We start from the raw sequence: 19317 nt of genomic DNA, 5'->3' as shown, positions 1-19317 counted from the left end.
ACCCCCATCCATCCGGAAATCCGAACGCCGCCTGCCTGGCGCCGGCAGCGCCTTGCCTGCGTGATTGCCCCTATCAGGCCGCGGTCAGTTCACGCACCCACTGCGGCAGGTCGGTAGCCTTGTGCTGCAGGAAATCCACCCAGATCACGGTGGCGCCGCCGGCGGCGCAGACCACGCCCGGCGCCTCGTCCTTTTCCATGGTGATCCAGCTTTCGAAGGTGGTGCGCGCCGGATCGCTGACATACAGCTTGAGCCTGACCACGTCGGGATAGGCAAACTGCTGGTAGAAGTTGCAGAAAGCATTGACGATGACCGGCCCGTCGCCAGTGGGGGCGGGCGGCATGCCGGCCTGCATCATCCAGTCGATGCGCGCCGTCTCCATGTAGCGGAAATACACGCTGTTGTTGACATGGCCCATTGCATCCATGTCCCCCCAGCGCACGGGAAAGCGTGTCTCGTATACCAGCTTCTTGTGTTCGGGCAGTTCCATGCGCATAGGTGACAGTCTCCGGTCGCGGCCGGCGGATGCATCCGCCAGACTATGTGTTTAGAGGAATGGCAAGCCGATGGGCAGCCTTTGTCCTTGCGCACTGTGCCCTGTTCTGCGGGTAATCGCTGTCACCAATTAGCACGCCCGTGCACAAATCGGGACATGGAGGACATAGAATCGCCCGCATTGCGGCATCTGCGGCCCCTTCCCCAGGGAGCTGCGGCCCGGCCCCCGCCATATCATCTTTTTACTATCCAAGCGAGACTCTCCCGATGACAAACGAAGAAATCCTGGCCCAGTACGGTCCGCGCGAAGCCATGGAATACGACGTGGTGGTGGTGGGCGGCGGCCCCGGCGGCCTGTCCACCGCCATCCGCCTGAAGCAACTGGCCGCGGAAAAAGGCCAGGATGTCTCCGTCGTGGTGCTAGAAAAAGGCTCCGAGCCCGGCGCGCACACCCTCTCGGGCGCCATCATGGACCCGCGCGCCCTGACCGAGCTGATTCCCGACTGGAAGGAAAAAGGCGCTCCTTTGACGCAGCCCGTGACCGACGACGCCATGGTCTTCCTGGGCGAGAAGGGGTCGCTGCGCACGCCCAACTGGCTGCTGCCCCGGTGCTTCCAGAACCACGGCAACTACATCGTGCGCCTGGGCTTCGTCACCAAGTGGCTGGCCGACCAGGCCGAAGCCCTGGGTGTGGAAATCTTCCCCGGCTTTGCCGCCGCCGAAGTGCTCTACAACGAGGACGGCTCCGTCAAGGGCGTGGCCACCGGCAACATGGGCGTGGGCAAGGACGGCGAGCCCACGGGCGACTTCCAGCTGGGCATGGAGCTGCATGCCAAGTACACCATCTTCGCCGAAGGCGCGCGCGGCCACTTGGGCAAGCAGGTCATCGCCAAGTTCAGCCTGGACGCCAACCGCGATCCCCAGACCTACGGCATCGGCGTCAAGGAGCTGTGGGAAATCGACCCGGCCCGCCACAAGCCCGGCTTCGTGCTGCACACCGCCGGCTGGCCCATGAAGAGCGACACCTACGGCGGCGCCTTCCTCTACCACCTCGAGGACAACCTGGTCACGCTGGGCTTCATCACCGGCCTGGACTACTCCAACCCCTACCTGTCTCCGTTCGAGGAGATGCAGCGCTGGAAGACCCATCCCAACATCCGCTGGTACCTGGAAGGCGACGAATCCAAGGGCATCAAGCCCGGCAAGCGCATCTCCTACGGCGCGCGCGCCATCACGGCCGGCGGCATCTCCAGCCTGCCGCGCTTCGTGTTCCCCGGCGGCGCGCTCGTGGGCTGCGAAGCCGGCTTTCTCAACGTCAGCCGCATCAAGGGCAGCCACGCCGCCATCAAGACCGGCATGCTGGCCGCCGAGGCCGCCTACGAAGCCATCGTGGCCGGCCGCCAGCACGACGAGCTCACGAGCTACACCTATGCCTTCGAGAACAGCTGGCTGTACGACGAGCTGTACAAGGCCCGCAACTTCAAGGCCTGGTTCAAGAAGGGCCTGACCACCGCCACCATCATGAACGGCATCGAGCAGTTCGTGCTCAAGGGCCACATCCCCTGGACGCTGCACCGCAACAAGCCCGACCATGCCTATCTGAAACCGGCCGACCAATGCCAGCCCATCGTCTACCCCAAGCCCGATGGCAAGCTGACCTTCGACCGCCTCTCCAGCGTGTTCATCAGCAACACCAACCATGCGGAAAACCAGCCGGCCCACCTGACGCTCAAGGACCCCGGCGTTCCCGTGAACGTGAACCTGACCCAGTTCGCGGGTCCCGAGCAGCGCTACTGCCCGGCCGGGGTGTACGAGTTCGTCGAGGACGAGGCCAATGCCGGCAAGCAGCGCCTGCAGATCAACGCGCAAAACTGCGTGCACTGCAAGACCTGCGACATCAAGGACCCGACGCAGAACATTGTGTGGGTGACGCCCGAAGGCGGCGGCGGTCCCAACTATTCGGGCATGTAAAAGCGCATCCGCGATCCGGGCCCGCCAACCCGGCCAGGCGCCATGGAGACCGAGGCCTGCTTTCGAGCAGGCCTTTTTCATGCGCTCCATGCCTTCGGACGCACCGTGGTTTCTGCCTGCGGTTTCCGCCGGTGCATTTACCGCGGGTTATCCATGAGATTCCAAAAATCAGGAGCACGCTCGCCTGATTTGCAAAGCGCGGCAGGCCTGGCAAGCGCGAAGGAGCCAGTGCTTGCGCACGCTCAAATTTTGTGCAATGCGTACCCAAAGACTCTTTTTCGGACAATGAATGCAGGAAAAATGCAAAACAGGGCATTCAAATGCCTCCGCACGATGCAAAACTGCAGCCGTTTTTCTTAAATTACTGCATGAATAACCCGTTTGATTTTCACTTTGTGCAGTTTTCATGCCATTTTTTGGCGAATTCCGTATAGGTGAAAACAGGGTTATGACTAGCGACGAGACAAGCAGGTGGGTGCAGTAGACTTTGCCGCGAGGCGCTGTGTATCAAAACGCAGCCGTCTTATTCACCATCTGGAAATAAACACAAACACGCTGGAGATACACATGAAGCAGCTGTCTTGGGCCCGCATGGGCGCCCTGGCCCTGGCGGTTTCCGCCATTTCGGGGGCATACGCAGCCGACACCAAGTCGGTGGCCGTGACCGCCATCGTCGAACACCCGGCCCTGGATGCCGTGCGCGACGGCGTCAAGGACGCCCTCAAGACAGCCGGCTACGAGGACGGCAAGAACCTCAAGTGGCAATACCAGAGCGCCCAGGGCAATACCGGCACCGCCGCCCAGATCGCCCGCAAGTTCGTCGGCGACAAGCCTGACGCCATCGTCGCCATCGCCACGCCTTCGGCCCAGGCCGTGATCGCCGCCACCAAGACGGTGCCCGTGGTGTTCTCCGCCGTGACCGACCCCGTGGCCGCCAAGCTGGTGGCCAGCTGGGAGCCTTCCAAGAACAACGTAACCGGCGTGTCCGACCTGCTGGCCCTGGACAAGCAAATGGACCTGGTCAAGCAGGTCGTGCCCAATGCCAAGCGCATCGGCATGGTCTACAACCCCGGCGAAGCCAACTCCGCCGTGGTCGTGAAGGAGCTGCAGGCCCTGCTGCCCAAGATGGGCTGGACGCTGGTGACGGCCGCCGCACCCCGCTCGGTGGACGTGAGCAGCGCCGCCCGCTCGCTGGTGGGCAAGGTGGACGTGATCTACACCAACACCGACAACAACGTGGTGTCGGCCTATGAATCGCTGGTCAAGGTCGGCCAGGACGCCAAGATCCCGCTGGTGGCCTCGGACACCGACTCCGTCAAGCGCGGCGCCGTGGCCGCCTACGGCATCAACTACCGCGACCTGGGCGAGCAGACCGGCCGCATGGTGGTGCGCATCCTCAAGGGCGAAAACCCCGGCGACATCAAGCCCGAAGTCTCCACCAAGATGGAGCTGTTCGTGAACCCCGGCGCCGCCGAAAAGCAAGGCGTGAAGCTGTCCGACGCGCTGATCAAGTCGGCGGCACAAGTGATCAAGTAAGGCCTGTGCGGCGCGCCGCCCCCGGATGCGTCCGGGGCGGCGCAGGCACAGCGGCAGGCGTCATGGCAACATGGCCCTGCCCTTTTTTTAGACGTTCCCCCTCGCGCCTGTCGCTATCCGTATGTCTCTCTTTTCCCTGCTCGGTGCCGTCGAGATCGGCCTGATTTTCAGCCTGGTGGCGCTGGGCGTCTTCATTTCCTTTCGCCTGCTGCGCTTTCCCGACCTCACGGTGGACGGCAGCTTTCCCCTGGGCGGCGCCGTCTGCGCCGTGATGATTTCCCAGGGCATCAATCCCTGGCTGGCCACGCTGGCCGGCACCGCCGCCGGCGCCGTCGCAGGCTTCATCACCGGCTGGCTCAATGTGCGCCTGAAGATCATGGACCTGCTGGCCTCGATCCTGATGATGATCGGCCTGTACTCGGTCAACCTGCGCATCATGGGCGGCCCCAATGTGCCGCTGATCAACGATCCCACGCTGTTCACCATGCTGCAGCCCGACAGCGTGGCCGACTATGTGATGCGCCCCGTCATCCTGCTGGGCTTCGTCGTCGTGGCCAAGCTGGCGCTGGACTGGTTCTTCGCCACCGAGCGCGGCCTGGCCATCCGCTCCACGGGCTCCAACGCCCGCATGGCCCGCGCGCAGGGCGTGAACACCGGCGCCATGATCCTGCTGGGCATGGCGATTTCCAACGGCCTGGTCGGCCTGGCCGGCGCGCTGTTCGTGCAGACCCAGGGCGGCTCCGACATCTCCATGGGCATCGGCACCATCGTGATCGGCCTGGCTGCCGTGATCGTGGGCGAGACCATCCTGCCCTCGCGCAAGATCATCTGGGCCACGCTGGCCGTGGTGATCGGCGCCATCGTCTACCGCTTCTTCATTGCCGCGGCCCTGAACATCGACGCCATCGGCCTCAAGGCCCAGGACCTGAACCTGGTCACGGCCGTGCTGGTGACCGTCGCCCTGGTGATCCCGCAGATCAAGAAAAAGCTCGGCAAGCGCAAATAAGAACGACAAGAACGAAAGAACTGCGGAGAACACCATGCTGAACGCACAGAACCTGGAACTGACCTTCAACCCCGGCACCCCCATCGAGACGCGTGCGCTGCGCGGCCTGTCGCTGTCCATTCCCGACGGCCAGTTCGTCACCGTCATCGGCTCCAACGGCGCCGGCAAGTCCACCTTCCTCAACTGCGTCTCGGGCGACCAGGGCGTGGACAAGGGCAAGATCGAGATCGCCGGCATCGACATGACGCGCATGCCTGTCTGGGAGCGCTCCAAGCAGGTGGCGCGCGTGTTCCAGGACCCCATGGCGGGTACCTGCGAAGACCTGTCCATCGAGGAGAACATGGCGCTGGCCCATGAGCGCGGCAATTTCCGCGGCCTGTCCAAGGCCGTGAAGGCCGCCAACCGCGACCTCTACCGCGAGCGCCTGGCCACGCTGGGCCTGGGCCTGGAAAACCGCCTGACCGACCGCATCGGCCTGCTCTCGGGCGGCCAGCGCCAGGCCGTGAGCCTCCTGATGGCCGCGCTGCAGCCTTCGCGCATCCTGCTGCTGGACGAGCACACCGCCGCGCTCGACCCGCGCACGGCCGACTTCGTGCTGCAGCTGACGGCGCGCATCGTCGAGGAAGCCAAGCTCACCACCATGATGGTCACCCACAGCATGCGCCAGGCGCTGGACGTGGGCACGCGCACCGTGATGCTGCACCAGGGCCAGGTCGTGCTGGACGTGAGCGGCGAGGAGCGCGCCCGCATGGACGTGCCCGACCTGCTGCACATGTTCGAAAAGGTGCGCGGCGAAAAACTGGCCGACGATGCGCTGCTGCTGAGCTGACCTCCGGCCCAGACCCGAATAAAGTCCGCCGCCAGCGGACTTTATTTTTTATAGCTGCCTGCGCTGTGCAGATCGATATTTCAAGCTATTCCAAATCCAAAATCATTGGCTGATTGGCGTAATCAGCTCACAAATAGATAGCTGACGGCTTCAATCACTAAGCCGGTTGGGGCTGACGATCTCCCACTTCTGCATGTGCCGGTATACCGTGGCGCGGCTCAGTCCCAGGCTGCGCGCGGCTTCGGTGACGTTCCACCGGTGCTCCTTCAGCACCTGCAGCAAGGCCGTGCGCCCGTCCTGCGCCTCCTGCATCGGTGCCCCCTGCGCGGCAGCCGCCTGGGCTCCGCCCAGGGACAGCATGCGCTCGGGCGGCAGCATGGGCGGCTGGCCGCCATGGATTTCGGCCGGCAGGTGCTCGGGACTGACGGGCTCGCCCCCGCTGAGCGCCATGGCCGTGCGCAGCACGTTCTTGAGCTGCCGGATATTGCCGGGCCAGTCATGGCGCAGCAGCAGGTCGCGCGCGGCCGCGGTGATGGCCACGGCACGGCCGTAGAGCTGCCGGCCGTCCTCGCGCAGCAGGCTGTCGATCAGCGCGTTCTTGTCGGTGCGGTCGCGCAGCGCCGGCAGCTCCAGCGTCACGCTGTTGAGGCGGTAGTACAGGTCGAGCCGGAACTGGCCCTGGGCCACCATCTCGCGCAGGTCGCGGTGCGTGGCGCAGATCAGCTGCACATCGACGGCAATCGGCTGCTCCGACCCCAGCGGCGTGACCTCGCGCTCGGCCAGCACGCGCAGCAGCCGCGTCTGCATGGCCTGCGGCATGTCGCCGATCTCGTCGAGGAACAGCGTGCCGCCGTGGGCCTGGGCGATCTTGCCGCGCGCGCCCTTGGAGCGGGCGCCAGTGAAGGCCCCTTCGCGGTAGCCGAACAGCTCGCTCTCGATCAGGGTCTCGGGAATCGCCGCGCAGTTGACCGCCACGAAGGGCTGGGCCCGGCGCGCGCTGGCCTCGTGCATGGCCTTGGCAAAGGCCTCCTTGCCCGAGCCCGATTCGCCATGCAGCAATATGGCCAGCCCCTTGTCCAGCACGCGCAGCGCTTGCCGCGTATTGGTCTGCATCTGCGGATCCAGCCCGGCAATGGCCTGCAGCGCATCGGCACCGGCCTCGGGCGGAACCTCGCGCCGTGCGGCCGCCGAAGGTGCCGCTGGCGCCGACGGCCTGCGCCGCGGCGGCCGCATCAATGCAAAGCACTGCGTTCCCGTGGCCAGATGGCGCATGGTCAGCGGATAGCCGCCCTGGTGTGCGGCCTGCATCACCTGCTCGAACCGCAGGTCGAACACCTCCTCGATGCAATGGCCCAGGGCGGGCAGCAGCGCACCTTGCTCGCGCAGCGACTGGCTGATGGCCACGATGCGCCCGGCCTCGTCGAGCGCGACCATGCCGTCGGCCGAGACTTCGAGAAAATCGCGCCGCCGCGCGAGCTTGAGCACATGGTGGTGCTCGAACTCGTGCAGGAAATTCGCATCCTCGGCCATGCGCGCCGCGGACCGCACCATCTGCAGCACCAGATGCTGGCTGCGCTTGTCGTCGGGCGACTCGATGGCCGAGGCATCGAGCACGGCCAGCATGCGTCCGTCGGTCCCGAAAATCGGTACGGCGCTGCAGGTCAGCTTCTTGTTCGGAGCGCGGAAATGCTCCTCGTGATGCACGGTGATGGCCCGCTGCTCCAGATTGGCCAGCGCCACCGCGCAAGTGCCCTCCTTCTCTTCGGTCCAGCAACTGCCCAGCCACAGGCCGGCGCGGCGCCAGTCCTGATCGAACAAGGGGTTGTTGATGAAGTCCACCGCCACGCCATGGGTGTCGGTCAGCAGCACCACATAGCCGGCCTCACGGATCTGGCCGAACAACACCTCCATGCCGCTGCGCGCGATGCGCATGAAGCGCTCCATGGGCTCGCGATGGTCCTTGAGAGCGCTGGTGGTCAGCACGCGCGGCGGCTCGCCGCGCCCCGGGTCCAACCGGTACAACTCGAACGAGCGCTGGCGCGAGCGCTCGATCATCGAGAAATCCGTCCCCGGGCCTGCCGGCCCGCCTGCCTCTGCGGGCATGTTCGATGCCATCCACTGCATTGTCGTCTCCTGTCGCCGCACTCTTTCAGATGTCGAGCGGGTCGCGCTTGCCATGGGATGGAGGCTGCCGCCTCACACCGGCCATGATAATCGCCTGCTTCGCCGCCGGCATGCGTGAAGCTGGCATTGTTCTTGCGTTAAGAAGCAGGCCTGGGTTCCACCCTTCACCATCCCACACAACGGCCTGCATACGATGAATCCGACTCCAGCCGCCTGCCTCGGCATCATTGCCAACCCCTCTTCGGGCCGCGACCTGCGGCGGCTGTTCTCCTGGGGCAGCACCTTTTCCATGGCCGAGAAAATCAATGCCGTGCTGCGGCTGCTGTCCTCGGCCGGCGCGCTGGGCATCCAGGAGGCCTGGCTGATGCCCGACACCTCGGGCCTGGCACGCGAAGTGCAGTCGCGCGCGCAGCAGGCACGCCTGCGCCAGCCCGCGATGCCCGAGGTGCGCCTGCTCGATCTTGCACTGACCGACAGCGCCAGCGACAGCACCCGCGCCGCCGCGCTGATGGCCGAACGCGGCGTGCGCGCCATCGCCGTGCTGGGCGGTGACGGCACCCACCGGGCCGTGGCCCGGGGCAGCGGCGAGGTACCGCTGGCCACGCTTTCGACCGGCACGAACAATGCCTTTCCCGAGCGCTTCGATGCCACGCTGGCCGGCATGGCCGCTGCGCTGGTGGCCACGGGCCGGGTCGGCGAGGACGTGGGCGTCCGGCGCAACAAGCGGCTGCTGGTGCGCGGCAGGGAGCTGGAGGACGTGGCGCTGGTCGACATCGCCGTCTCGCGGCAGGACGCCACCGGTGCCGGCGCGGTGGACTGCGCCCAGGACCTGCAGGAGCTGTTCGTGAGCTTCTGCGAGCCCGGTGTGATCGGGCTGGCATCCATCGCCGCGCTGCTGGAGCCCACCGGCCGCGACTGCACCCATGGCCTGCACCTGCGCATGGCGCCCGGCGCACCCTGCTCCGTGCACGCCCCGCTGATGCCGGGCATGGTGGCCGAGGTGAGCGTGGTCAACCTGGCCCGCCTGCAGCCCGGCGCGCCGGTGGCCATCGCGGCCACCCGGGGAACCTTGGCGCTCGATGGCGAGCGCAGCATCGAGATCGCCGCCCATGCGCCGCTGACGGTGACGCTGGACGGCAACGGCCCGCGCACCATCATGGTCGAAGCGGTGCTGCGGCATGCCGCGGCGGCCAACCGACTGCACCTGGGCTGAAGCAAACAGGCAGCTCAGCCGCGCCTGGCGTCTCCGTCCACTCCGCCAGCAGTTGCACCAGCGCGGCGGGCTGGTCGGCATGCAGCCAGTGGCCGGCCTCCGGCAGCTCCACGATGCGCGAATGCGGAAACAGCCGCTGGATCGTGTCTTCGTGGCGCGGCAGCACATAGTCCGAGGCCCCGCCGCGCACGAACAGCGCGTCGATGGCGCTCGGCGCGCGTTGCAGCCCGGCAGGGAAACCCAGCAGCTGCGGCATGGAGCCGCCTATGCCCAGCCAGTGGATGCGCCAGGCCAATCGCCCGTCGCGCCAGGCCAGGTTCTGCAGCAGCATGGCCCGCAAGCGGGCCGAGGGCACGAAGCGTTCGAGCTGCCGGTCGGCCTCTTCCCGCGAACGGGCGGCGCCCAGGTCCAGCCGCAGTGCGGCGCAGACCAGGGCCGAGAAATGGTCGTGGTAGCGGGCCGGGGCGATGTCGAGCACGGCCAGCGCCTCGGTGCGCCCGGGGTACCGCAGCGCAAAGGCCATGGCCACCTTGCCGCCCATGCTGTGGCCGGCGATGCGGGCCCGTGCAATGCCCCGGGCGTCGAGCAGTTCGCGCAGGTCGTCTGCCATGCTCTCGTAGTCCATGGCATCGGCGTGCGGCGACAGGCCGTGGTTGCGCAGGTCCACCGCCAGCACGCGCGCGCGGGCCGACAGCGGTGCCGCGATGTGGTGCCACTGTGCGGCGCTGCCGAACAGGCCGTGCAGCAGCACCAGCGGCGCGCAGCCGGCGTCGCCACCCGGGTAGCTGCGGCAGGACAGCTTCATGTCCTGCCTCCCGTCACAGCTCGCGCCGCTGCATGGCCCCGGCGATGTACTCGGCCTGCCGGATCGCCAGCGCCACGATGGTCAGCGTGGGGTTGGCCGCCGAGCTGGAGGTGAACTGGCTGCCGTCCGAGATGAAGAGATTCCTCACATCGTGCGCCTGGCCCCATTTGTTGACCACGCCGTCGCTGGCCTTGGCGCTCATGCGGTTGGTGCCCATGTTGTGGCTGGCCGGATAGGCCGGCATGTCGATCACGCGGGTCGCGCCCACGGCTTCGGACAGCTTGCGCCACTGCACCAGGCCGTGGGCGGTGATCTTGTCGTCGTTGGCGTGGTAGGTCTTGGTCACGATGGGCACGGGCAGGCCGTACTGGTCCTTTTCCGTGGGGTGCAGCGTGATGGAGTTCTGCTCGCGCGCCAGGTCCTCGCCGCAGACCCAGACGCAGCTCATGTGGTCGTACATCTCCATGGCCGAGGTGAAGTCGCGGCCCCAGCCGCCGGGCTTCATGAACGCCGCCGTGTACGGCAGGTGGATGGCCAGCCCCTCGAGGTAGTAGCCGCCGACAAAGCCGCGCCTGGTGTCCAGAGGCACCTCGTCGGCCACCACGGCCGCAATGTCGAAACCGCGGTACATGTAGACCGGCTTCTTGTGGATGGCCACGGCCGCCGCCGTGGCGTGGTTCATGTAGTTCTTGCCCACCTGGCCCGAGGAGTTGGCCAGGCCGTTGGTGAACATGCTGGAGGCCGAGTTCAGCAGCAGCCGCGGCGACTCGATGGAGTTGCCTGCCACGCAGACCACGCGCGCCTTCTGCAGCTGCTTGCGGCCCTTGCTGTCCACATAGAGCACGCCGTTGGCGCGGCCCTGCTTGTCGTGCTGGATCTGCAGCACCATGGACTCAGGGCGCAGCTCGACCTTGCCCGTGGCCTGGGCGCGCGGCACCTCGGTGTAGAGCGTGGACCACTTGGCGCCGATCTTGCAGCCCTGCATGCAGAAGCCGATCTGCTGGCAGGCGGGACGCCCGTCATAGACCTCGCTGTTGGAGGCTGCCGGGCGCACGATGTTCTTGTAGCCCACCTTCCTGGCGCCGGCGTCGATCACCTTGTAGTGGTTGTTGGGAGGCATGGGCGGCAGGCCGCTGGCCTTGGTGCCGGCCACGCCCATCTTCTTCTCCGCCAGCTCGTAGTAAGGCTCCAGCTCGGCCAGCGTGATCGGCCAGTCAAGCACGTTGGCCCCGTCGATGGCACCGTAGGTGGTCCTGGTGTGGAAGTCGTGCTCCTGGAAGCGCAGCGCCACGCCCGACCAGTGCACCGTGGAGCCGCCCACGCCCTTGACGATCCAGGCCGGCAGGTTCGGGTAGGTCTGGGTGTGGTGCCAGCCGCCGGCCGAGATGCGCTTGTCCAGCCACGAGATCTTGTTGAACATCGCCCACTCGTCGTTCTCGAAGTCGTTCTGGGTGTAGTGCTTGCCCGCCTCCAGAACCACGCACTTGACGCCGCGCTGCGCCAGTTCGTTGGCCAGTGTGCCACCGCCCGCACCCGAGCCCACGATCACGACGACGCTGTCGTCGTTGAGAGAGAACTTTGCCTGATCGGTCATGATGCTTGTCTCCTTGTCGTTGTGCCGGCGCTCAGAGCCAGTCGATGTCATCGAAGCCGCGGTTCACATAGCCGCCCTTTTCCCAGGACGAACCCTCGTAGCCGAACAGCGGCCACAGCTTCTTGTTGTTGTAGAGGCCCGTGACCAGGTCGCCCTGCACCTTCTTGAAGAACGGCGTGGCCTCGATGTCCTTGAGCAGCGCCACGCGCTCGTCCTCGGTCTTCACCTCGGCGTAGGGCACGCCGTAGCGCTGCCTGGCGCGCTGGTCCAGGTCCTTGATGCCCTCGGTCAGCAGCTTTTTCACACCCTTGTCCTTCACGGACGCCGCGTCGTACGGCGCCACGGCCTCGACGTAGAAGCTCTCGGCCAGCTTGTCGTGCGGGTAGATATCGCGCGCCATGCGCACCAGGGTCTTGCCGGTCGCCGCACCCAGGTGGCGAAAGCTCTGCTGGGCCGCCACATCCTTGGTGGCCGCGATGCCGGCCGCGGGAATGACCGCGATGCCGATGGCCCCGAGGCCGCCGCCGCGCAGAAAACTGCGCCTCTGCAGCGTGGGCCGCTTGTCCAGCACGCGCATGGTGCCGGGGACTGAATCGTCTTTCGGGTGGTTCATCGTCGTCTCCTTCGTGTTGTGATTGCTGTCTCGATGGAATCAATGCGGGTTGGCCGCCGGCCGCGGCCAGGGTTTGAAGTTCATGTTCAGGGGGGACAGGCCTGCGGCTCCAGGGTCGCGGCCAGCACCTGTTCCAGCCGCAAGGCACAGGCATGGGCATCGAAATGCGCAATGGCTTCCCCGGCGCCGATGGTGGTGGCGGCCAGGACCTGGGCATCGGCCGCCGCGCAGCCCAGGGCCTCGCACATCAGCTGCCAGGGCGATCGCTGCAGCAGCAAGCCGCCGACCAGCAGCACGCCGCTGGCGCGGCGCACCTGGGCCAGACCGGCGATCTTGCGGCCGCCGGCCAGTACCTCCCAGGGCGACAGGCCGCCGAAGCAGGCCCAGGCCACCGCCGTGCGCCGCTCGGCCGGCATGGCGCGCAACACCTCGGGCGCCAGGGCCTGGGCTTCCACACCGCCCTGCCGCAGCGCCTGGGCCAAGGCCTCGCCCAGCCAGCGGTAACTAGCCACCAGCCCTTGGCGGGCCAGCGGGTGGTCGGCCGGCAGCGCCACCGACAGGCCCAGCATCCACGGCCCGGTCAGCACTGCGCCGCCGCCGGACTGGCGCAGCAGCACCGGCATGGGGCCAGCCGCCTGCGCCAGCAGCCGGCGCTGCGAGCAGCCGAGCACGATGGCCGACTCCCGGTAGCGCCAGAGCCTGAAGCTCGGCATGGCCACCGGCTGGGCAAGTTGCTGCTCGTTCCACAGCTGCTCGCGCACGGCCTCGGGCGGCGTCAACGATGGGAGGGGTGCAGTCATGGCGGGCCTTACAGCGAATCGGGGGCTTCGAGGTGGCCCTTGACGGCCTGCAGGAACTGAGCGGCCGGATAGCCATCGATGGCCCGGTGGTCGAACACCAGGGTCAGCGTCGTCATCGCGGCAATGCCCAGCTTCCCGTCCTGTACCACCGCGCGCTCGCGCACGCTGCTCACGCCCAGGATGCCCACCTGCGGCGCGTTCAGCACCGGCGTGAACCAGTCGATGCCGGTCATGCCCAGGTTGGTGACCGTGAAGCTCGCGCCCTGGTAGGCCTTGGGCGTCAGCTTGCCGGCGCGGGCGCCGGCTGCCAGCTCGCGCGTTTCCTGCGCGAGCTGCGCCACGGGCTTGGTCTCGGCATCGCGGATCACCGGCACCATCAGTCCCTCGTCCAGCGCCACGGCCAGGCCCAGGTGCACGGCGCCCTGGCACTCGATGACGTTGTCCTTGAGCAGCGCGTTCATGCGCGGGTGCCTGGCCAGCGCCAGCGCGGTGGCGCGCAGCACGCAGGCGGTGATGGTGGGCTTGGCCCCGCCCTCCGCCATGGGGTGCGCCCGCAGCCAGGCCTGGCAGGCCGAGACATCGACATCCACGCCCATGGCCACGCGCGGCGCCTGCCAGCCCACGGCCATGTTGCGCGCGATGGCGCCGCGCAGGCCCTTGAGCGGGATGCCCGAGGCGCTGGCAGCGCCCGCCGCTGCAGCAACGGTGGTGGCAGCGCCGCTCATGCCAGCGTTCCCAGGCTCTGGCCGGGCTTGAAGGTGCCTTCGGCCGGCACGAGGATGGATTCGACCACGCCATCGGCGGGCGCCAGTACCTCATGGCTGGTCTTGACCACGACCACGCTGGCCAGCGGCTGGCCGGCCTTGACGCTGTCGCCCACTTGCACCAGCCAGTCCTCGACCAGGGCCTCGGTGCCGGGCTCCACGTCCTGCCAGGCGTCTTGCGGAAGAATGATGTCGGTGCTCATGCGTAGGCTCCTTCGAGTTGCGGTGCGGCGACGAGCTGCTGCGCGGCGGCAACGATGGCGTCGACCTGGGGAATGACGAACTGCTCCAGCGGGCGGCTGAAGGGGATGGGCACGTCGGGCACGGCCAGGCGCCGCACCGGGGCCTTGAGGCGCACGCTGTCGAGGTTCTCGGCCACCAGCGCGGCGATCTCGCCCGAGAGGCCGAAGCTCAGGTAGTCCTCATCGGCCACCAGCAGGCGGCCGGTCTTGCGCACCGACTTGAGCACGGCCTCGCGGTCCAGCGGCACGATGGTGCGCAGGTCGATCACCTCGGCGTCTATGGCCGCATCGGCGAGCTGCTGCGCGGCCAGCACGGTCTTCTGCACCATCTGGCTCAGCGTGACGATGGTCACGTCGGCACCCTCGCGCACGACCTTGGCCTGGCCGAAGGGGATGGTGTATTGCTCCTCGGGCACCTCGTTGGTGCTGCCCTCGAAGTACGACATCCACGGCAGGCCCATGATGCCCTTGTGGAACAGGAACACCACCGGGTTGTCGTCGCGGATGGCCTGGGTCATCAGGCCCTTGGCGTCATAGGCGTTGGACGGCACCACCACCTTCATGCCCGGCATGTGGGCAAAGGTGCCGTACAGGCACTGCGAGTGCTGGGCCGCGTCGTTGTAGCCGCCGCCGATACCGGCCATCAGCACCATGGGCATCTTGATGTTGCCGCCGGCCATGTAGATGTTCTTGGCCATGTGGTTGTAGATCATGTCCATGCACACGCCGAAGAAGTCGACGAACATGATCTCGGCGATGGGGCGCATGCCCTCGGCGGCCGCGCCGATGGCGGTGCCGATGAAGGCGGTCTCCGAGATCGGCGTGTCCATGATGCGGTCCTTGCCGTGCTTGGCCAGCAGGCCGCCGGTGGCGCCGAAGATGCCGCCGTACTTGCCGATGTCCTCGCCCATCACGAAGACATTGGGATCGCGCTCGATTTCCTGGCCGATGGCCTCCGACACGGCCTGGGCCATGGTCAATTTGCGGGTTGTCATGCTGGGTCTCCGAAGTTCGTGGGGGCGTTAGCAGAAGACGTGCAGCAGCGCGTCCTCGGGCTTGGGGTACGGGCTGCTGCGGCCGTACTCGTAGGCCTCGGCGATGCGGGCGCTGACACGCTGGCGCAGCGCCTGGTCGGCCGCGTCGTCGAGCAGGCCGGCGCGGCGCAGGTGCTCGCCCAGGCGGGGGATCGGGTCGTTCTTGCGCAGCTCGGCCGCCTCGCCCTTGGGGCGGTAGGTCTCGGGGTCGCCCTGGAAGTGGCCCAGGTAGCGGTCGGTCTTGACCTCGATCAGCGTCGGCCCCTCGCCGCGGCGCGCGCGCTCGACGGCCACGCCGGCCGCCTCGTAGACCGCGAGCGCGTCGTTCTGGTCCACCAGCACGCCGGGCATGCCGTAGGCGGCGGCGCGGTCGGCATTCCAGGCCACCGAGGTGGATTCGCTCTTTTCCACCGAGATCGCGTACTTGTTGTCCTCGCAGATGAAGAGCACCGGCAGCTTCCACAGTGCCGCGAGGTTCATCGACTCGTGGAACGCCCCCTGGTTGGTCGCGCCCTCGCCGAAGAAGGCCACGGCCACCCAGTCCTTGCCGCGCTTCTTGGCGGCCAGCGCCGCGCCGCAGGCCGGCGGCATGCTGGCGCCGATGATGCCGCTGCAGCTGAACTTGTGCGCCGGATCGAACAGGTGCATGTGCCCGCCCTTGCCGCGGCCCAGGCCCGTGTCCTTGCCGAACATCTCGGCCGTCATGGGCTTGAGCGGCACGCCCTTGGCGATGGCGAAGTGGTGCGGACGGTGCGAGCCGACCACGGTGTCGTCGTCGTGCAGGTGGGCGCAGACGCCGACCGCCACGGGCTCCTGCCCGGCCGCCAGGTGCATCTCGCCCGGCACGGGGCCGGAGCCGATGTCGAAGGCCAGGCCTTTCTGGATATGCGGCGGCAGCTTGCCTTCCATGTAGACCCGGGCCATGGTCTCTTCGTATTCCCGGATCTCGATCATCTTCTCGTACATCCACAGCTTGCGCTCGGTGCTTGGATTCATGGTGATGTCTCCGTCTGTCGTTGGGTTGCGGCCCGCCGGATGCACCGGCCGGGCCCTGCATGCACGCCATCGCGTCCACGCAGCCTTCAGCGCAAGCGCTGTGCCAGGCAGAGCCCGAGCCTCGACGAATACGGGTAAATCCCAGGAAATACCGACATGCAGGCCGGATTACGGCGCACGAACGGCGCTGAAGCGGCCTGATCCGCTGCGCCGCCCGCGCCGGCATGCGACAGCTGCGGCATCCTTGTGCGACACCTGTCGCACAGCGGCTGAGACGCTGCGACAGGTGTCGCAGCCTCCGTCTCAGACCGTGCAGGAGTGCGCGCCCGGCCCGGCCTCGCTCTGGCGGGGCACCCGCATGCGGGCGGCGATTGCCAGCCCCAGCAGCGCCAGCAGGGCTGCGCCCCATTCGGCATGCTGCAGGCCCCGGGCCGTGGCCTCGTCCAGCGCACCTGCCGGCAAAGCCTGCCCGCCTTGCAGCGCCAGCAGCGGTGCCGTGGCCAGCATGACCAGCACGGCCAGGCCCAGGGCCGCGCCCACTTGCTGGGCCGTGGCCGCTATGCCCGAGGCCACGCCCTGCTGGCCGGCGTCTATGCCCTGGCCGGCAAGCACCCACATTGCCGTCCAGCTGGCGCCCTGCCCTACGCTGGCCACCACGAAGCCGGGGACCAGCCACACGTAGCCGCTGCCCAGGGGCAGCGCCCAAGCCGTCCAAGCCAGCCCCAGCGCCCCTGCGGCCCAGCCGCCCATGAGAACGGTGCGGGGCGAGCTGCGCGCCAGCCAGCGCTCGGCCCAACGTATGCCCACCGTGCACACCGCCGTCGGCAGCAGGAATGCCAGGCCGGCCTGCAAGGGGCTCCAGCCGTATATCTGCTGGAAGTACAGGGCCAGGAAGTAGTACTGCACGCCATAGCTGCTCATGAAGGCCATGGTCAGCAACATGGCCGTGCGCAGGCCGGGCTCGCGCAGCAGAACCAGCGGCATCAGCGGCGAAGCGGCGCGCGCCTCTATGCGCACGAACAAGGCCAGCAGCATCGCCGCCACGGCGAGCGCCAGCAGCACGCGCCAGTTGCCGAAGCCCCACTCGGGCCCTTGCACCAGCGCGGCCACCAGCAGGCTACTGCCCAGGGTCACGCTGATGCAGCCCGCCAGGTCGAAGCCCTGGCCCGACCCGCTCCGCCCGCCGCTGGCCGGCAGAAAGCGCAGGGCACCGAGCGCGCAGGGCCAGGCCACGGGCACCAGGATCCACAGCACCCAGTTCCAGCCCAGAAGCTGGGTGAGCAGGCCGCCCAGCAGCGCACCAGCAGCCAGGCCGCCGGCGGACGCCATGCTCCACACGGCAAGGGCCCGGTTGCGTTGCGGCCCGGCGGCATACAGCGTGTTGATCAGCGACAGCGTGGCCGGAAACAGCAGCGCAGCGGCCACGCCCTGGCCGGCCCGCGCCATCACCAGTTGCCAGGAGTGGCCGGCAAACCCTCCGGCCAGCGAAGCCAAGCCGAAAAGCGCCATGCCTGTCACGTACATGCGGCGCCTGCCCAGCAGGTCGGCGCAGCGTCCGCCCAGCAGCAGGCAGCCGCCAAAGGCGACGCTATAGGCGCTGATCACCCACTGCAGCTGCTGCGCACCCATGCCCAGATGCCGGCCCATGGAGTCCAGCGCCACGAAGACGATGGTGGCGTCCAGCGCAATGAGCAGCTGGGACAGGGACAGCAAGGCAAGCGCTGCGCCGGGGTGGCGAAGCGCACCGGCGGCAGGGCCGCCTGAAAGAGAAACCGGGGAATCCATGGCCAAAGCGTTCCTGAACAGAGACAAATAAAGAAGGGAGGAAAAGAACGATGGCCATACTAATTAATGCAATAAATAAGAAAAACAGCATATCTTTCTTTGACTAATGCAAAAATGCATGAATCAAACCCACCACTTCATCCATGGACCTCAATGCCCTGCAGATACTGATCAAGGTTGCCGAGTGCAAAAGCTTTACCCAGGCGGCCAGCCAGCTGGGTTCCAGCCAGTCGCGCCTTTCGCGCGCCGTGGCCCAGCTGGAGAAAGACCTGGGCACGCGGCTGCTGCACCGCAATACGCGCAGCGTGTCGCTCACGCCGGATGGCTGCGCGCTCGTGGACCGCAGCGCCCCGCTGATCGCCGGGCTGGACGAGGCCCGCAAGCTCGTCATGGACCGCCGCTGCGAGCCCAGCGGCGTGCTGCGCATGACCGCACCCTCCATGCTGGGACGCATCATGCTCGTGCCGCTGATGGGCGAGCTGATACGCGCGCACCCGCAACTGCAGATAGACGCCTGCCTGACCGACCGGCTGGTGGACATGGTGGAGGAAGGGTTCGATGCGGCCGTGCGCATAGGTCCCTTGTCCGACAGCCGCATGATTGCGCGGGCTCTGCCCCCGCTGCGCTGGGTGACCGTGGCTTCGCCCGGCTATGTGGCGGCCTGCGGCACCCCGCAGGACCTGCAGGCGCTGGCGGACCACCGCTGCCTTTCGGTCTACAACCACTATCTGGGGCGGCGCGTGCCCTGGCAGTTCCTCGGGCCGGACGGACAGTTGCTGGACTGGGCTTCGCCCCAGCACGTGAGCTTTGACAGCGGCGATCCCCTCATCGAGGGCGCGCTGAGCGGCCTGGGCGTCGCCCAGGTCATGGAGTTCGCGGTGCGCGAACATCTAGCGGCCGGCAGGCTGGTGCGGCTGCTGCCCCAGCTCGAAGGGCGCAGCCGCGAGCTGTCGCTCGTCTATCCGCGCACCCGCCAGGCCTCGCCCAAGATCAAGGCGCTGGCCCAGGTGCTGCTCGCGCAGACACGGTGGTAGTGGCGCGGGTGCTCAGGGCTGCAGGGGACATGCCGCCGGCAATCATCGTGGGCTGAGCGCTTTTCCTGGCCATGCGCAAGGGATCTTGGATATCAGGCATTGCAAATCTCCCGGGCCGGTGCTGACCCCTGGAGCGGTGAACGATGAAAAAACAGGCAGCACGTGCTCGGCGTTCTCATGGAAGGTCTCATCCAGCGGGCGCAGGTTGCGCCGGAAATGCAGACCCACGTGATCGGCGCCCGCCGCGCGCAGCGCCTGCAACTCGGCGATCAAGGCCTTGCGGCTGCCGCGAAAACCGAAGCGCCAGCGTTGCAAAGGCACATCGGCGTTTTCGGTCAGACCCAGATGGGTGAAACGGGCGTAAGGCTTGTCACCCGCCACGGCACGTCCCGCACCCACAAAGCGCGAAAGCCAAGCCAGGCGGCGAGTCGGGCCAGCTCGGCATGGCGGCGCAGGTCCGACTCGCCGGGCAGGCG

Annotated in this window: 18 protein-coding genes; 6 read left to right on the top strand and 12 right to left on the bottom strand. The window is 67.3% G+C overall.

Annotated features, from left to right (window positions below; translation table 11 throughout):
• Window positions 1-73: 73 nt before the first annotated feature.
• Window positions 74-496 carry an acyl-CoA thioesterase gene (locus V8Z74_RS19160; RefSeq protein WP_066478592.1) on the bottom strand — a complete coding sequence of 141 codons (423 nt, stop codon included), beginning with the start codon at window positions 494-496 and terminating at the stop codon, window positions 74-76.
• A 266-nt stretch (window positions 497-762) separates the two neighbouring features.
• Between V8Z74_RS19160 and V8Z74_RS19155 the strand changes: the two genes are divergently transcribed.
• From V8Z74_RS19155 to V8Z74_RS19140, 4 genes are all read left to right on the top strand, one after another.
• Window positions 763-2466, top strand: coding sequence for an electron transfer flavoprotein-ubiquinone oxidoreductase (locus V8Z74_RS19155; RefSeq protein ID WP_349710684.1), 1704 nt, complete (start codon window positions 763-765; stop codon window positions 2464-2466).
• A gap of 567 nt (window positions 2467-3033) precedes the next feature.
• Window positions 3034-4002, top strand: coding sequence for an ABC transporter substrate-binding protein (locus V8Z74_RS19150; RefSeq protein WP_066478598.1), 969 nt, complete (start codon window positions 3034-3036; stop codon window positions 4000-4002).
• Window positions 4003-4123: 121 nt separating this feature from the next.
• Window positions 4124-5008, top strand: a complete 885-nt coding sequence (locus V8Z74_RS19145; protein ID WP_066478600.1) for an ABC transporter permease — start codon at window positions 4124-4126, stop codon at window positions 5006-5008.
• Between the two features lie 34 nt (window positions 5009-5042).
• Complete coding sequence (locus tag V8Z74_RS19140; protein WP_066478604.1) at window positions 5043-5837, top strand: ABC transporter ATP-binding protein; 795 nt, start codon at window positions 5043-5045, stop codon at window positions 5835-5837.
• Window positions 5838-5987: 150 nt separating this feature from the next.
• On the opposite strand, the gene V8Z74_RS19135 is transcribed toward V8Z74_RS19140, so the two are convergent.
• Window positions 5988-7940 carry a sigma-54-dependent Fis family transcriptional regulator gene (locus V8Z74_RS19135; RefSeq protein ID WP_349710682.1) on the bottom strand — a complete coding sequence of 651 codons (1953 nt, stop codon included), beginning with the start codon at window positions 7938-7940 and terminating at the stop codon, window positions 5988-5990.
• A gap of 214 nt (window positions 7941-8154) precedes the next feature.
• Here V8Z74_RS19135 and V8Z74_RS19130 point away from each other — a divergent pair, with 214 nt between their 5' ends.
• Window positions 8155-9174, top strand: a complete 1020-nt coding sequence (locus tag V8Z74_RS19130; RefSeq protein WP_349710681.1) for a diacylglycerol kinase family protein — start codon at window positions 8155-8157, stop codon at window positions 9172-9174.
• Here the strand turns inward: V8Z74_RS19130 and V8Z74_RS19125 are convergent.
• The 9 genes from V8Z74_RS19125 to V8Z74_RS19085 form a co-directional block, all read right to left on the bottom strand.
• Window positions 9116-9979, bottom strand: a complete 864-nt coding sequence (locus tag V8Z74_RS19125) for an alpha/beta fold hydrolase (RefSeq protein WP_349710680.1) — start codon at window positions 9977-9979, stop codon at window positions 9116-9118. The genes V8Z74_RS19130 and V8Z74_RS19125 overlap by 59 nt on opposite strands.
• A gap of 13 nt (window positions 9980-9992) precedes the next feature.
• On the bottom strand, window positions 9993-11573 hold the full coding sequence (locus V8Z74_RS19120) for a GMC family oxidoreductase (protein ID WP_349710679.1): 1581 nt from the start codon (window positions 11571-11573) through the stop codon (window positions 9993-9995).
• A 31-nt stretch (window positions 11574-11604) separates the two neighbouring features.
• A complete protein-coding gene (locus V8Z74_RS19115; RefSeq protein WP_349710678.1) occupies window positions 11605-12186 on the bottom strand; it encodes a gluconate 2-dehydrogenase subunit 3 family protein in 582 nt (193 codons plus the stop codon).
• An 86-nt stretch (window positions 12187-12272) separates the two neighbouring features.
• Window positions 12273-12986, bottom strand: a complete 714-nt coding sequence (locus V8Z74_RS19110) for a lipoate--protein ligase family protein (RefSeq protein WP_349710677.1) — start codon at window positions 12984-12986, stop codon at window positions 12273-12275.
• Window positions 12987-12994: 8 nt separating this feature from the next.
• A complete protein-coding gene (locus tag V8Z74_RS19105; protein WP_349710675.1) occupies window positions 12995-13711 on the bottom strand; it encodes a dihydrolipoamide acetyltransferase family protein in 717 nt (238 codons plus the stop codon).
• A complete protein-coding gene (locus V8Z74_RS19100; protein ID WP_066478651.1) occupies window positions 13708-13953 on the bottom strand; it encodes a lipoyl domain-containing protein in 246 nt (81 codons plus the stop codon). Before V8Z74_RS19100 ends, V8Z74_RS19105 begins: the two co-directional genes overlap by 4 nt.
• Window positions 13950-14987: an alpha-ketoacid dehydrogenase subunit beta gene (locus tag V8Z74_RS19095; RefSeq protein WP_349710673.1), complete on the bottom strand. Its 1038-nt coding sequence runs from the start codon at window positions 14985-14987 to the stop codon at window positions 13950-13952. Before V8Z74_RS19095 ends, V8Z74_RS19100 begins: the two co-directional genes overlap by 4 nt.
• A gap of 27 nt (window positions 14988-15014) precedes the next feature.
• The gene (locus V8Z74_RS19090) at window positions 15015-16022 is read right to left on the bottom strand and encodes a thiamine pyrophosphate-dependent dehydrogenase E1 component subunit alpha (RefSeq protein ID WP_349710672.1); all 1008 of its coding nucleotides are present in this window, start codon (window positions 16020-16022) and stop codon (window positions 15015-15017) included.
• Window positions 16023-16325: 303 nt separating this feature from the next.
• Complete coding sequence (locus tag V8Z74_RS19085) at window positions 16326-17807, bottom strand: MFS transporter (protein WP_349710671.1); 1482 nt, start codon at window positions 17805-17807, stop codon at window positions 16326-16328.
• A gap of 143 nt (window positions 17808-17950) precedes the next feature.
• Here V8Z74_RS19085 and V8Z74_RS19080 point away from each other — a divergent pair, with 143 nt between their 5' ends.
• Window positions 17951-18841 carry a LysR family transcriptional regulator gene (locus V8Z74_RS19080; RefSeq protein WP_349710670.1) on the top strand — a complete coding sequence of 297 codons (891 nt, stop codon included), beginning with the start codon at window positions 17951-17953 and terminating at the stop codon, window positions 18839-18841.
• 42 nt (window positions 18842-18883) lie between these two features.
• On the opposite strand, the gene V8Z74_RS26300 is transcribed toward V8Z74_RS19080, so the two are convergent.
• Window positions 18884-19222, bottom strand: a complete 339-nt coding sequence (locus V8Z74_RS26300; protein ID WP_502879582.1) for a hypothetical protein — start codon at window positions 19220-19222, stop codon at window positions 18884-18886.
• Window positions 19223-19317 lie beyond the last annotated feature (95 nt).

The organism is Comamonas sp. w2-DMI, from assembly GCF_040187735.1.
Classification (GTDB): domain Bacteria; phylum Pseudomonadota; class Gammaproteobacteria; order Burkholderiales; family Burkholderiaceae_C; genus Comamonas; species Comamonas terrae.
Note: the sequence above shows the minus strand (reverse complement) of the source record. Positions and strands in the feature narration are given on the sequence as shown.

Bases quoted from the DNA above. Each gene is read 5' to 3' on its own strand.
- V8Z74_RS19160 (WP_066478592.1), bottom strand. From the start codon at position 496: ATGCGCATGGAACTGCCCGAACACAAGAAGCTGGTATACGAGACACGC.
- V8Z74_RS19155 (WP_349710684.1), top strand. From the start codon at position 763: ATGACAAACGAAGAAATCCTGGCCCAGTACGGTCCGCGCGAAGCCATG.
- V8Z74_RS19150 (WP_066478598.1), top strand. From the start codon at position 3,034: ATGAAGCAGCTGTCTTGGGCCCGCATGGGCGCCCTGGCCCTGGCGGTT.
- V8Z74_RS19145 (WP_066478600.1), top strand. From the start codon at position 4,124: ATGTCTCTCTTTTCCCTGCTCGGTGCCGTCGAGATCGGCCTGATTTTC.
- V8Z74_RS19140 (WP_066478604.1), top strand. From the start codon at position 5,043: ATGCTGAACGCACAGAACCTGGAACTGACCTTCAACCCCGGCACCCCC.
- V8Z74_RS19135 (WP_349710682.1), bottom strand. From the start codon at position 7,940: ATGCCCGCAGAGGCAGGCGGGCCGGCAGGCCCGGGGACGGATTTCTCG.
- V8Z74_RS19130 (WP_349710681.1), top strand. From the start codon at position 8,155: ATGAATCCGACTCCAGCCGCCTGCCTCGGCATCATTGCCAACCCCTCT.
- V8Z74_RS19125 (WP_349710680.1), bottom strand. From the start codon at position 9,979: ATGAAGCTGTCCTGCCGCAGCTACCCGGGTGGCGACGCCGGCTGCGCG.
- V8Z74_RS19120 (WP_349710679.1), bottom strand. From the start codon at position 11,573: ATGACCGATCAGGCAAAGTTCTCTCTCAACGACGACAGCGTCGTCGTG.
- V8Z74_RS19115 (WP_349710678.1), bottom strand. From the start codon at position 12,186: ATGAACCACCCGAAAGACGATTCAGTCCCCGGCACCATGCGCGTGCTG.
- V8Z74_RS19110 (WP_349710677.1), bottom strand. From the start codon at position 12,986: ATGACTGCACCCCTCCCATCGTTGACGCCGCCCGAGGCCGTGCGCGAG.
- V8Z74_RS19105 (WP_349710675.1), bottom strand. From the start codon at position 13,711: ATGAGCGGCGCTGCCACCACCGTTGCTGCAGCGGCGGGCGCTGCCAGC.
- V8Z74_RS19100 (WP_066478651.1), bottom strand. From the start codon at position 13,953: ATGAGCACCGACATCATTCTTCCGCAAGACGCCTGGCAGGACGTGGAG.
- V8Z74_RS19095 (WP_349710673.1), bottom strand. From the start codon at position 14,987: ATGACAACCCGCAAATTGACCATGGCCCAGGCCGTGTCGGAGGCCATC.
- V8Z74_RS19090 (WP_349710672.1), bottom strand. From the start codon at position 16,022: ATGAATCCAAGCACCGAGCGCAAGCTGTGGATGTACGAGAAGATGATC.
- V8Z74_RS19085 (WP_349710671.1), bottom strand. From the start codon at position 17,807: ATGGATTCCCCGGTTTCTCTTTCAGGCGGCCCTGCCGCCGGTGCGCTT.
- V8Z74_RS19080 (WP_349710670.1), top strand. From the start codon at position 17,951: ATGGACCTCAATGCCCTGCAGATACTGATCAAGGTTGCCGAGTGCAAA.